Source organism: Stenotrophomonas rhizophila (assembly GCF_001704155.1).
Taxonomy (GTDB): Bacteria; Pseudomonadota; Gammaproteobacteria; order Xanthomonadales; family Xanthomonadaceae; genus Stenotrophomonas; species Stenotrophomonas rhizophila_A.
The window spans coordinates 2619714-2632095 of sequence record NZ_CP016294.1; the positions used below are offsets into that span (position 1 = coordinate 2619714).

General features: G+C 67.2%; 13 protein-coding genes. 6 read left to right on the top strand and 7 right to left on the bottom strand.

Annotated elements, in window-relative coordinates; all coding sequences use genetic code 11:
* Window positions 1-75: 75 nt before the first annotated feature.
* Window positions 76-1068, bottom strand: coding sequence for a LysR family transcriptional regulator (locus BAY15_RS11745; RefSeq protein ID WP_068854691.1), 993 nt, complete (start codon window positions 1066-1068; stop codon window positions 76-78).
* Between the two features lie 124 nt (window positions 1069-1192).
* Between BAY15_RS11745 and BAY15_RS11750 the strand changes: the two genes are divergently transcribed.
* Window positions 1193-1780 carry an FMN-dependent NADH-azoreductase gene (locus BAY15_RS11750; protein ID WP_068852771.1) on the top strand — a complete coding sequence of 196 codons (588 nt, stop codon included), beginning with the start codon at window positions 1193-1195 and terminating at the stop codon, window positions 1778-1780.
* Window positions 1781-1933: 153 nt separating this feature from the next.
* Here the strand turns inward: BAY15_RS11750 and serS are convergent, their stop codons facing one another.
* Window positions 1934-3214, bottom strand: coding sequence for a serine--tRNA ligase (serS, locus tag BAY15_RS11755; RefSeq protein ID WP_068852774.1), 1281 nt, complete (start codon window positions 3212-3214; stop codon window positions 1934-1936).
* A gap of 115 nt (window positions 3215-3329) precedes the next feature.
* On the opposite strand from serS, the gene BAY15_RS11760 reads away from it, so the two are divergent.
* Complete coding sequence (locus BAY15_RS11760) at window positions 3330-3962, top strand: energy transducer TonB (RefSeq protein WP_068854692.1); 633 nt, start codon at window positions 3330-3332, stop codon at window positions 3960-3962.
* Window positions 3963-4187: 225 nt separating this feature from the next.
* Window positions 4188-4766, top strand: a complete 579-nt coding sequence (locus BAY15_RS11765; RefSeq protein ID WP_068852777.1) for an energy transducer TonB — start codon at window positions 4188-4190, stop codon at window positions 4764-4766.
* A 77-nt stretch (window positions 4767-4843) separates the two neighbouring features.
* Here BAY15_RS11765 and aroA read toward each other — a convergent pair whose 3' ends face one another.
* The 4 genes from aroA to BAY15_RS11785 form a co-directional block, all read right to left on the bottom strand.
* Entirely contained in the window at window positions 4844-6151 is a 1308-nt protein-coding gene (gene aroA, locus BAY15_RS11770) for a 3-phosphoshikimate 1-carboxyvinyltransferase (RefSeq protein WP_068852780.1), read from the bottom strand.
* Window positions 6152-6242: 91 nt separating this feature from the next.
* Window positions 6243-7403, bottom strand: a complete 1161-nt coding sequence (gene pheA, locus BAY15_RS11775) for a prephenate dehydratase (RefSeq protein WP_068852783.1) — start codon at window positions 7401-7403, stop codon at window positions 6243-6245.
* 29 nt (window positions 7404-7432) lie between these two features.
* Complete coding sequence (gene serC / locus BAY15_RS11780) at window positions 7433-8518, bottom strand: phosphoserine transaminase (protein WP_068852786.1); 1086 nt, start codon at window positions 8516-8518, stop codon at window positions 7433-7435.
* A 97-nt stretch (window positions 8519-8615) separates the two neighbouring features.
* Window positions 8616-9416 carry an FHA domain-containing protein gene (locus BAY15_RS11785; protein WP_068852789.1) on the bottom strand — a complete coding sequence of 267 codons (801 nt, stop codon included), beginning with the start codon at window positions 9414-9416 and terminating at the stop codon, window positions 8616-8618.
* Window positions 9417-9539: 123 nt separating this feature from the next.
* On the opposite strand from BAY15_RS11785, the gene BAY15_RS11790 reads away from it, so the two are divergent.
* The 3 genes from BAY15_RS11790 (at window position 9540) to BAY15_RS11800 (ending at window position 11632) form a co-directional block, all read left to right on the top strand.
* Window positions 9540-9815 (top strand): polyhydroxyalkanoic acid system family protein, encoded by a 276-nt coding sequence (locus BAY15_RS11790; protein WP_068852792.1) that lies wholly within the window; start codon window positions 9540-9542, stop codon window positions 9813-9815.
* 88 nt (window positions 9816-9903) lie between these two features.
* Window positions 9904-10395, top strand: a complete 492-nt coding sequence (locus tag BAY15_RS11795; RefSeq protein ID WP_068852795.1) for a phasin family protein — start codon at window positions 9904-9906, stop codon at window positions 10393-10395.
* 220 nt (window positions 10396-10615) lie between these two features.
* The gene (locus BAY15_RS11800) at window positions 10616-11632 is read left to right on the top strand and encodes a restriction endonuclease (RefSeq protein WP_068852798.1); all 1017 of its coding nucleotides are present in this window, start codon (window positions 10616-10618) and stop codon (window positions 11630-11632) included.
* Window positions 11633-11635: 3 nt separating this feature from the next.
* Here BAY15_RS11800 and hutC read toward each other — a convergent pair whose 3' ends face one another.
* The gene (gene hutC, locus BAY15_RS11805) at window positions 11636-12364 is read right to left on the bottom strand and encodes a histidine utilization repressor (protein ID WP_068854693.1); all 729 of its coding nucleotides are present in this window, start codon (window positions 12362-12364) and stop codon (window positions 11636-11638) included.
* Window positions 12365-12382 lie beyond the last annotated feature (18 nt).

Below are 12382 nucleotides of genomic sequence, written 5' to 3' on the forward strand. Positions count from 1 at the left end.
GTCGCGCGCCGGCCGGGGCCGGGCGCGTATTCTCGCATGGTCGGCCGGGTTTACCCAAGGCCGACCCCGACAGCGTCAGCCGGCGTCCACCGCCAGGGCGCCCAGGGCGCTGGCGCGGATCTTTTCCTTGGCCCGTTCGCACGCCCCACCGCAGTCCAGGCGCGACGCTTCCAGCTGCGGCGGCAGGTGCTCGGCCAGGAAGTCGATGAACACCCGCACCGCCGGCAGCAGGCCGCGGCGGGAGGCGAATACGGCGTGGCAGATGCCCTGCGGCAGCGACCATTCCGGCAGCACCACTTCCAGCTCGCCGCTGCGCACGGCGTCGGCACAGACGGTCTCGGGCAGCATGGTGATGCCGAAGCCGTCTTTGACCATGCTCTGCAGCAGCGGGAAATCGAACCCGGCCACGCGCGGCTGCAGGTCCACGCGGCGCACCGCGCCCTCCGGGCCGTGCAGCTCCCAGCGCTGTCTGGCTTCGTCTTCGCTGATGCTCAGGGTGACGTGGTTGGCCAGTTCATCGGGATCTTTCGGGCGGCCGGCACGATCAAGGTATTTCGGGCTGGCCACCAGCAGTTCCTGCACCTGGCCGAAGCTGCGCATTACCAGGCTGCCGTCATCGTCCAGGCGTGAGCGCACGCGCAGGGCGACGTCATAGCCTTCGTTGATGATGTCCACGCGGCGGTTGCTGATGTTCAGCTGCAGCCGGACCTTGGGGTACTGGGCCAGGAACTTCGGCAGTAGCTTGGGCAGCTGCATCTGCGCCAATGAGACCGGCACGCTGGCGCGCACCAGGCCACGTGGCTCGGCACTGAGCCGGTCCACCACTTCGCGTGCGGCCTGGGCTTCGGCCAGCATGGTCTGCGCGTGGCGATGTACGCTGGTGCCGACGTCAGTCACCGCGAAGCGACGCGTGGAGCGCTGCAGCAGGCGCACGCCCAGGTCGGTTTCCAGCTGGCTGATACGGCGGCTCAGACGGGATTTGGGGATGCCCAAGGCGCGTTCGGCCGCGGCGAAACCGCCGTGGTCCACCACCATGGCAAAGTAGTACAGGTCGTTGAGGTCGTGCATACCGAAGTTCCAGATATAGAACAATACGTGGTATTCAACCACCTTTATCCCAGAGACGCAACAACCTAACCTGCTTTCCGTCGGCGGCGCCTTGACCGCCCTTCCCCGGATACAGGTGATTGCCATGAAGCTTCTTCACATTGATGCCAGCGTGCTGGGCGACAACTCTGTTTCCCGCCAGCTGTCCGCGGCGGTGGTCGCACGGTTCAATGAGACCGTTGAGAACCTCGATGTAACCTACCGCGATCTCGATCGTAATCCCATTCCCCATTTGAGTAGTGGTTCGCTGGCCCAGGTGGACGCGGCCGAAGCCACCGATGCCGAATCCGTGATGCAGCAGTTCCTTGCCGCAGACGTGATTGTCATCGGCGCGCCGATGTACAACTTCAGCATTCCGTCGACCCTGAAGGCCTGGATCGACCGCGTGGCGGTGGCTGGGCGCACCTTCAAGTACACCGAGAATGGCCCGGTCGGCCTGGCCGGTGGCAAGCGCGTGATCATCGCCAGCTCGCGTGGCGGCATCTATACCGATTCGCCGGCTGACTTCCAGGAGCCGTTCCTGCGCCAGGTGTTCGCCTTCATGGGCATCACCAATGTCGAATTCGTGCGTGCCGAAGGCATTGCGTATTCGCCGACCCACCGCGAAGAAGCCATTGCCGCTGCGCTGGCCAGCCTGCCGGCCGCCGAGTTCGAAGAACTGGCCGAAGCCTGAGTGTTCCAGGGCAGGCGTTGAGTCCTCGTCGGACGCCCTGCCCGGGCCGGATTCCCCCTCCCCCATCCGGCCCACCCTGCGGCCCCGCTTTGCGGGGCCGTTTCTATTTGATAGCAGCCACAAAAAAAACCCGCCGTTCGGCGGGTTCTTTGGTTACGCGATCTTTTCCAGGCCGCCCATGTAGGGCTTGAGCGCATCCGGTACGGTGATGCTGCCGTCGGCGTTCTGGTAGTTCTCCATGACCGCGATCATCGCGCGGCCCACGGCCACGCCCGAGCCGTTGAGGGTGTGCACCAGTTCCGGCTTGCCGGTTTCCGGGTTGCGCCAGCGCGCCTGCATGCGGCGCGCCTGGAAGTCGCCGCAGTTGGAGCACGAGGAAATCTCGCGGTAGGTGTCCTGCGAGGGCAGCCACACTTCCAGGTCGTAGGTCTTGATTGCCGAGAAGCCCATGTCGCCGGTGCACAGCAGCACCTTGCGGTAAGGCAGGCCCAGCTTTTCCAGCACCACTTCGGCACAGCGGGTCATGCGCTGGTGCTCGGCTTCGCTCTCGGCCGGGGCACACACGGTGACCAGCTCGACCTTCTCGAACTGGTGCTGGCGGATCATGCCGCGCACGTCGCGGCCGCCGCTGCCGGCTTCGGCGCGGAAGCACAGCGAATGGGCGGTCATGCTCAACGGCAGGCGCTCGGCCTCGATGATCTCATCGCGCACGATGTTGGTCAGCGACACTTCCGAGGTCGGAATCAGATACCGGGTCGACTCGCCCACGGCGGTCTTGAACAGGTCGTCTTCGAACTTGGGAAGCTGGCTGGTGCCACGCAGCGATTCCGGGTTGACCAGCACCGGGACGTTGGTTTCCTCATACCCGTGCTCGCCGGTGTGCAGGTCGAGCATGAACTGGGCCAAGGCGCGGTGCAGGCGCGCGACCGGGCCGCGCAGCACGGTGAAGCGCGAACCGGACAGCTTGGCGCCGGCTTCACCGTCCAGGCCCTGGTTGCGCGCGCCCAGCTCGACATGGTCGAGCACCGGGAAATCGAAGCTGCGCGGGGTGCCCCAGCGCTTCTGCTCGACATTCTCCGATTCGTCCTTGCCGTACGGAACATCGTCTGCCGGTACGTTGGGGATGCCCATCGCGATGGCTTCAATCTTCTCGCGCAGCTCGTCCAGGGTGACTTCCGAGGCTTTGAGCTCGTCGGCGAAGGCGGCCACTTCGGCCATGATCGCCGAGACGTCCTCGCCCTTCGCCTTGGCCTGGCCGATGGCCTTGGAGCGGCTGTTGCGCAGGCTCTGCAGCTCCTGGGTGCGAATCTGGATGCGCTTGCGGTCGGCTTCCAGCGACTCCAGCCCGGAGACGTCCAGCTCGAAACCGCGGGAGGAGCGCAGGCGTTCGGCGAGTTCGGCGGGTTGTTGGCGGAGCAGGGCTGGATCGAGCATGGCGTTTGGGCGGTAAGTGCGGGTCTGGAGGGGGATTATCGCCTGTAATCCGCTTTTCTGCCGCCCGGTTCATTCCCGGCGTGGCAGAATCGGGGGGTTCACCATGGTATGGCTCATGTCCGCTTCCCGTTCCTCGTCTGGCAAGAACATCACCTTCCAGCTGCCCCGCCGCAGCCTCATGATCGCCGGGATCGCCTTTGGCGTCGGCGTGCTGCTGTTCCTGGTCGTGTGGTTGGGCAACCGCAACAACGACTTCTACAAGGCCGGCCCCGCGCAGACCCCGCAGGAAGTAGCCCAGGTCGAGCCCTTGCCCGAACCCCTGCCCGCCGCGGCCGGATCCAGCGACATGCCCGACGCCAGGCCGCTGCCGGTGGAAGACGAAAAGCCGCAGCTGGTCGAAACCGCTCCGCCGCCCGCGCCGGCCGCCCCGGCCGCTGCCGCGCCGGAAACTGCCCCCGTGGCGATGGCCGCCGGCGACCGCCCGCAGCCGATTGCCGACCAGTCGCCGCCGCCGACCTACCCGCCTGCCGCCCTGCGCAACGGCGTGGAAGGCAGCGTGGTGGTGCGCGTGGACGTGGATGCGACCGGCTACCCGATGAACGTCACCATCATCCAGCGCAGTGGTTCGCGTGACCTGGATCGCGCTGCCAGCGATGCCGTGCGCCGTTGGCGTTTCCAGCCGGCGCAGAGCAACGGCATTGCGGTGCCGGGCAGCATCGAAGTCCCGTTCGATTTCAAGGCGCAATGATATTGCGCGGGTAGGTGCCCACAGGTGCCCGCTGATAGGTGCCCACCGGTAGGTGCCCACTGTTAGTGGGCACACGCTTGAAGACCGCGCGAACCCCACGTAAAGGTCCGGCTCATGATGCTGAACCTCAACGGGAATGCACTCGTGGCGTTGACGCATCGGTGACACACCCGCAACCCGGCTCAGGCAAGACTGGCGTCGTCAACTCGACACCAGGAGTCCGCCATGAGTGTTACCCATGCACACGAGATGCCTACGTCGCCGCAGCAGCAGCGCGACATCATTGACGAGCCGGGCCGCCGTCGCACCTCCCCCCTGCTGTGGATCGCGCTGATCGTCGCGATGTTTGCCGCCGCGCTGGTGTGGCTGCGGTATGCCAATCCCGATGAAGGCGCCAGCGCGCCGGTCGGGGAACGCATGCTGCCTGCTACCGAGACGCCGGTGGCGGTGACGCCGGCCCCGGCCAACCGTGAAGCGACGCCAGCCACCACGCAGCGTCGTGCTGCTCCCGTGGTTCGCGATCGCGATGCGCGCCCGCTGAGCAGCAATGCCAAGCCGGTGTATCCGCGGACCGCGCTGCGTAGTGGCGTGGAAGGCAGCGTGATTGCCAGCCTCAACGTGGACCCACGCGGACAGGTGACCGACGCCAATATCGTGCAGCGCAGTGGCGGTCGTGATCGCGACCTGGACCGTGCAGTGCTGAGCACCGTGCGTGACTGGAAGTTCGAACCGGCCATGCACAACGGCCGCGCCGTGGCCAGCGTGGTACGCGTGCCGGTGGATTTCCGCACCGAGCAGCGGTAACCCTCATCTGTAAAACGGCGGGGGAGCAGGAGCCGACCATCTGGTCGGCTCCTTTTTTTTTTGCCGCCGGCGGTGCCTTACCCGAGGTTGAAGCCCGCGGCGCGGGCGATGCCGTCGAAGTTGGGGAACGAGGTGGCGACGTTGGCGATGTCGTTGATGCGCACCTCGCCGCTGCTGAGCTGGCCGGCGATGGCGAAGGCCATCGCGATGCGGTGGTCGCCGTGGCTTTCGATGGTGCCGCTGCCCAGCTCATGCCCGCCGTGGATGGTGGCGCCGTCTTCGGTTTCATCCACCTGTACGCCGAGGCTGCGCAGGCCGGTGGCCATGGCCGCGAGGCGGTCGGATTCCTTGACTCGCAGTTCGGCCGCGCCACGCACGATGGTGTTGCCCTGTGCAGCGGCAGCGGCAACGAACAGGGCCGGGAACTCGTCGATCATATCCGGCACCAGCGCTTCGGGAATCTCGGCGCCGTGAAGCGGTGCATGGCGGACCACCAGGTCTGCCACGGCTTCCCCGCCCTGCTCAGCATGGTTCTCTTCGCGGATATCCGCGCCCATCAGTCGCAGCGCGGCGAGCAGCCCGGTGCGGCGCGGGTTGAGGCCGACCTGGCGCAGGGTGAGTGCCGAACCGGGAATGATGCTGGCCGCCACCAGGAAGAACGCGGCCGAGGAGAAGTCGGCCGGCACGGCGATGTCAGTGGCGCGCAGGCGCTGGCCGCCACGCAGGCGGGCCTTGCCGGGCGAGAAGTCGATCTCCACGCCGAAGGCGCGCAGCATGCGTTCGCTGTAGTCGCGGGTCGGGTGCGGTTCGCTCACGGCGGTGTCGCCCTGCGCGTACAGGCCGGCCAGCAGCACGGCCGATTTGACCTGCGCGCTGGCCACCGGCGAGGCGAAGTCGATGCCGTGCAGCGGCTGGCCGCCATGCACGCGCAGCGGCGGGGTGCCGTCGGCCTCGGTGTCGATCTTCGCGCCCATCTGCGCCAGCGGGCCGGTCACCCGGCGCATGGGACGGCGCGACAGCGATTCATCGCCCACCATCACGGAATCGAACGGCTGCGCGGCGAGCAGGCCGGCCAGCAGGCGCATGCCGGTGCCGGCGTTGCCGCAGTCCAGCGGCGCCTCCGGCGCCTGCAGGCCATCCACGCCCACGCCGTGCACGATGCGCTGCGACGGCGACGGGGTTTCAATGCGCACGCCCATCTGCGAGAAGATCGCGGCGGTGGCGCGGGTGTCCTCGCCTTCCAGGAAACCGTCGATGTGCGAAACGCCATCGGCCAGTGCAGCGAACATCACCGCACGGTGCGAGACCGACTTGTCGCCGGGAATGGTCAGGCTGCCCTGCAGGGGCTGGCCCTTGCGGGCGGTCCAGGAAGCGGAAGCGGTCATCGGTGAATCCTGTAGAAAGCCGCCCGCGAAGGCAGCGATGGTGCGGAATGACGGTAAGCGGCGCCGCGCGCAGTGCGGCGGCGCCGGGGTATCAGGGCACGGCCACCGGGTAGGAGCCCAACACCTTGATCTGCGCCGAGTGCGCCTTCAGTTCGGCCAACGCAGCCTGCATGGCCTCGTCGTCGATATGACCGGCCAGGTCGATGAAGAAGCCGTATTCCCACTTGGCGTTGTGCGACGGACGCGACTCGATGCGGTTCATGCTGATGCCGTGCCGCGCAAACGGGCTGAGCACGTCGAACAGCGCACCGGGCTTGTCGTGGATGAACACCAGCACCGAGGTGCGGTCGTGGCCGGAAGTCGGGAAGAACTGGCGGCCCACCACCAGGAAGCGGGTGGTGTTGTCGGCGTCGTTCTGGATCGGCTTGGTCACGACCTTCTTCAGGCCATACACGTGCCCTGCACTTTCGCCACCAATGGCGGCGGCGTCATCGGCATTGCGGGCGCGGCGCGCGCCTTCGGCGTTGCTCGACACCGGCACCTTTTCGGCCTTGGGCAGGTTGGCGCGCAGCCACGAGGAGGTCTGCATGAACGATTGCGGGTGGCCATACACGCGTTCGACATCTTCCAAGCGGCCGCTGCGGGACATCAGGTACTGCTGCACGCGCAGTTCGACTTCGCCGCAGATCTTGAGGTTGGAGGTGAGGAACATGTCCAGGGTGATCTGGATGGTGCCCTGCCCCGAGTTTTCCACCGGCACCACGCCGAAATCGGCGTTGCCCGCTTCCACTTCCTGGAACACTTCTTCAATGCTGGCCAGCGGCAGGCCCAGCGCCGAGCGGCCGAAGTGCTTGAGCACGGCCTGCTGGCTGAAGGTGCCTTCCGGGCCGAGGTAACCGATCTTCAGCGGCTCCTGCTGGGCCAGGCAGGCCGACATGATTTCGCGGAACACATGCACCAGCACTTCATCGCTGAGCGGGCCTTCGTTGCGGTCCACCACCATGCGCAGCACCTGGGCTTCGCGTTCGGGGCGGTAATAATCCACGGCAGCAGCAAGCTTGCCCTTGGCCTTGCCGACCTGGTGGGCGAACTGGGCGCGCTCGGCGATCAGCGCCTGGATGCTGCGGTCGATGTGGTCGATCTTGGCGCGCACATCCGACAGCACCGGTGCGGCGACAGCAGGTACGGCGTCGGCCTTGGCTTTGGTGGGCTTGGCGGCGGGTGCCTTGGGCTTGGCGGGTTTGGTGGCCATCAGGGTATCCAGTTACAGATTCGGGAACGTCAGCCGTTGCGTTGCTGGAAATCGCGCATGAAGGCGGCCAGCGCCTGTGCGCCTTCCACCGGCAGTGCGTTGTACAGCGAGGCGCGGATGCCGCCGACGGCCTTGTGGCCCTTCAGCGCCAGCAGCCCGGCAGCCTTGGATTCGCTCACGAAGCGGGCGGTGAGGGTTTCGTCAGGCAGGAAGAACGGAATGTTCATGCGTGAACGCGCGGCAGGCACCACCTCATTGCGGTAGAAGCCGCCGGAGGCATCGATGGCGCCGTAGATCAGCGTCGACTTGACCGCGTTGCGCCGCGCGAATTCTTCCACCCCGCCCTCGGCAAGCATCCACTGGAACACCAGCCCGGCCAGGTACCAGTTCCAGGTGGGCGGAGTGTTGAGCATGGAATCGCGGGCGACGTGCGAGCGGTAATCGAAGATGTCCGCGCGCGGCTGGCCACTGCGCTCGAGCAGGTCGCGGCGCACGATCACCACCGACACGCCGACCGGGCCCAGGTTCTTCTGTGCACCGGCGTAGATCAGGCCGTAGCGCGAGACATCCAGCGGTTCGCTGGCGATGGAGGAGCTGAAATCGGCGAACAGCGGCGCGCTGCCGACGTCCGGGGTGTCACGGAACTCGACACCATGGATGGTTTCGTTGGCGGTGATGTGCACGTAGGCGGCATCGTCGGACAACTGCCACTGGCTGCGCGGCAGGATGTCATGGAAGCCACCGGCTTCGCTGCTGGCGGCCACGTTGACCCTCACGTAGGGGCTGACCTGCTTGATCGCGGTCTTGCCCCAATGCCCGGTGAGCACGTAATCCACGGTCTGCCCGGGGGCAGCGAAGTTAAGCGCGAGCAGGGCCTGCTGGGTGGTCGCCCCGCCGGCCAGGAACATCACCGCGTAATCGTCCGGCACGCCGAGCAGGCGGCGCAGGTCGGCTTCGGCCTGGGCGGCAACGGCCATGAACTCCGGGCCGCGGTGGCTCATTTCGACAATGGAGGCGCCAGCGCCGTTCCATTCCAACATCTCTTCCTGCGCCTGGCGCAGGACCGATTCCGGCAGGGTTGCAGGGCCGGCACTGAAATTGAACGCGCGCGTCATGTCACACCTATGGGGCAAGACCCCTAGTATGCCGCAGCGCACCAGCCTTTAGGCCTTGCAGGACAAGGCGAAATTGGTTGCATCCGAATCTATCGGTTCAGCGCGCGCCGAACCACAGCAGCAGGCTGATCAGGCCGGCCAGCAGCAGCGCGCTGCCGAGCAACCAAGGCCAGCGGCTTACCCGCGTCGGCTTGGCCTGGGCTTCCACCGGCGATGGCAGGTCGAGCAGCTCGTCCTCCTCATCGCTGACCACCCGCTTGCGGCCGTCGTGCGGCACTTCCAGCACGAACCGGTGCTGCGCATCGAAGACCAGCTGGTCACCGGGCAGCACCCAGCAGTGCCTGACGCTGACGCCGTTGACCCGGGTCGATTCGCCCGCCCCCAGATCCCGCAACAGCAGGCGGTCGCCGTGGCGTTCCAGGCGCGCGTGCTGTTCGGCGAACGCGGGATCGTCGATCACGATGTCGGATTCGGCGCCGCGCCCGATCACCCGCGGGCGGTCGAGGGTGAAGCTGCGCCCGTGGTGCTGGCCACCCACGCCGCGCAGCAGGCGCTGGTCTTCCCCACTCTCATCGCTGCGCGACGGGGCGTGGTTGAGGGCCTCGCATTCGCCTTGGATCAGCATTTCCACGCCGTCGGCGTAGACCGCGTCGCCGGGGCGCAGCAGCGCCATGCGCCGCACCGGGCGACCATTGACATGGATGCCGCGCATGCCGGCGGCCACCTGCAGCCAGAGGCCGCGGTCATCCAGGCAGAACTGGGCCAGCAGCAGTGTGCCCGCGGCGTCGCCACCCAAGCGGACGCTGCCCGAGGCATGGCGCACGATGCGCTGTACCCCCGGCCGCAACGGCTGGTCGGGGTGTTGGCGATGAGTGAAGTGAACAAGCAGGTTCTGCACGCGGCGCAGCCTAGCAGGTTGGATGTCAGGGAAGATAGAGAAGTGTGACGCACTGCTTGGAGTTCTGTCTGCGGATGCGCACAATGCACGCCCGTTTCCCGCTATCGCCCGTCAGGAGTCCGCATGTCCCGCATCGATATCCGCCACGACCACACGCTGTCCACCGAAGCGGCCCGCGACGCGATCGAGGCGATGGCGGCCAAGCTCACCGACAAGTTTTCCCTCAAGACCCAGTGGGACGGCGATGCGCTCACGTTCAACGGCTCCGGCGTGAATGGCCAGATCGAGCTGCTGGCTCACCAGGTGCGCGTGGTCGCCGACCTGGGCTTCCCGGTGTCGATGATGAAGGGCATGGTCGAAGGCGAAATCCAACGCGTCCTGCAGGAAAAGCTGGCCTGAACCGCTGGCGTGGCGGCGGGCACGCCATCACGCCACGCAATCGAAACGCTGGGTAGGATCAAGGGGTGGCCACTCACAGGATCGCCCCATGAATACTCACGACGACTACGATGACCGCACCGGCGAAAAGCCCTCGCTGCAGGATCAGGCCGAGCGCTTCTCACGCAGGCTGACCGGTTCGGCGCAGCAGATCTGGCTGGCCGGGCTTGGCGTGTTCGCACGCGCCCAGGCCGAAGGCAGCCGCGTTTTCGACGACCTGGTCAGGGAAGGCGAGTCGGTGGACGCGCGCAACCGCGAGCAGGCCGGCGACACTCCGCGCTGGCGCGACAACGTCGAGGAACACCTGGGCGAGGCGCGGGAAAAGGCCGCCGGCACCTGGGACAAGGTCGAGAAGGCCTTCGACGACCGGGTCCAGGGCGTGCTCAAGCGCCTGCATATCCCCACGGCAGAAGACGTGGCGGCGCTCAATGTGCGGATCGATGCCCTGACCGCCCGGCTCAACCGCGCCGAGGCCCGCAACGCCTCCCCCAACGCAGACCCACGGCCCGGCACCCACCAGTCGCCCGGTTCGGACCCCTGAGCGCGGACCACACTGTTCCGTACGGCGATTGTTGCAAAGCAGCACCACTTTGTTGACAATCGAAATCGACCCGCCAATTGCTTCTGCGCCGTTTGTTCCCTCCCCTCACGGCTAAGGATTGGCGGGTTTTCTGTGTGCGCGATCTCAAAACGACATCCCGCAGACAGGGGCGGGCGCATATAAACTGTCGTCTGCGCCTCCGTGTTCATCTCTAGGTCCCATGTTCTCCTGGATTCTGGCTCTCCTGCTGGCCCTCGTTGTCTGGTCCCTGGCCGCTGCCTACTTCTGGCTGGTGAAACGCCGCCGCAAGGAGACCCGGCTGGGGCTCAACGCCTTGGCCGGCATGCACTGGCGGGACTTCTCGGAAATCGTCCGGCGCGCCCTGCACGAACAGCGCGGCCTGCAGGACGTGACCGGCGAGGCCGACGACAGCCGTGAGCCCAGCAGCGACTTCCTGATGCAGGACGCCCAGCACCAGCGCTACCTGGTGTCGTGCAAGCATGGCCGCGCCTACCGGATCGGGCGGGCGGCGGTGAACGAGCTGGGCGCCGCGGCGCGCCTGGCCGGTGCCCGCGGCGGCATCCTCATCACCGAAGGCATGGTCGAGCGCGATGGCCGCTCCACCGCCGACAAGCAGAACGTGGAAGTGCTGGACGGAGCGCTGCTGTGGCCGATGCTGCAGCCTTACCTGCCCGGTGACGTGGAAACCCGCGTCAAGCACGCGGCACGCCGCGAAGCGGTGCGGCGCATCTCGATCGCCGGGCTGGGCTCGCTGACGCTGGGCCTGCTGGTCGGCATGGGATACCTGACATCCCGCCTGGACCAGGCAGCCCAGGCGCCCGCGCCGGCGTCGGCCCCCGTGCAGGCGGCGACCCCGCCGGCGCCCACCCCGCCCGCTCCAGTCGCCCCTGCACCTGCTGCGCCGGCCAACCCGGCCCAGACGGCCGCCGCGCCGAACCAGATCCTCGGCACCGTGGCCGACCCGGATGCGGCCACGCTGGCGGTGTACCAGCGCGAACTGGCAACCCTGCTGGCCCAGCAGGAGGGCGTGCTCAGCGCGTTCTGGCAGACCCGGCAGACGCTGGCAGTCAACCGCTCGGCCGAGATCGACGAGGTCTGGCCACGTATCTGCACCCAGGTGAAGCGCTACCCGGCACTGCGCACGGTGCGCATCCAGCTCAATCCCCGCATCAACACCGACGAGCCGGTGCGCTGGCGCCAGTGCGCCACGTCGTAAGGATCAGCGCGCGCCGGGCGCGAACCGCGCCACGAGGTCCCAGGCGTCGCCCAGGAACATCTGCCGCACGCAGGTGATGGGCTGGTCGCCTCGCCAGGTGAGGCGGTCGATCACCAGGCACGCTGTGCCCAGCGGCACTTCCAGCAGGGCCGCTGCTGCGGCATCGGCGCCCCACGCACTGATCCGGTGCTGGGCGCGGGTCCACGACACGTTCTGCAGCAGCCAGCTGCCCGGCGCGGTCGTGTTGAAATCCACGTCCAGCACTTCGGGCACCCCGACCGGGCTGATCAGCCGGTGTTCGAGCGCGAACGGCCTGCCGTCGGCACGGTGCAGGCAGCGGATGGCCAGCAGTTTCTCCCCAGCGGACAACGCCATTTCTTCCTCCACCTGCGTGTCCGGCGCCCGGTAGGCGCGGTCCAGCAGCTGGTAGCCGTACACATGGCCGCGCGCACCGACCGCCATGGCGATGTCGGGAATCTCCAGCGCCACCTGTTCCAGGTGCGGCGGCTGGCGCGCAACGAACGAGCCGGCGCGACGCCGGCGCTCGATCATGCCGCTCTCGGCCAGCGCGGTGAGCACCTTGTTGACGGTCATCCGCGAGCAGCCGTACTGCTCCATCAACTCGTGCTCGTACGGAATGCGGAACCCCGGCGCCCACTCCCCGCTCAGGATGCGGCTCTCGAGGTCGGCACGGATGCGCTGGTTGAGGGTTTCGGCTTTCTTGCCGGTCACGCGGGAATCCTGGTGGGG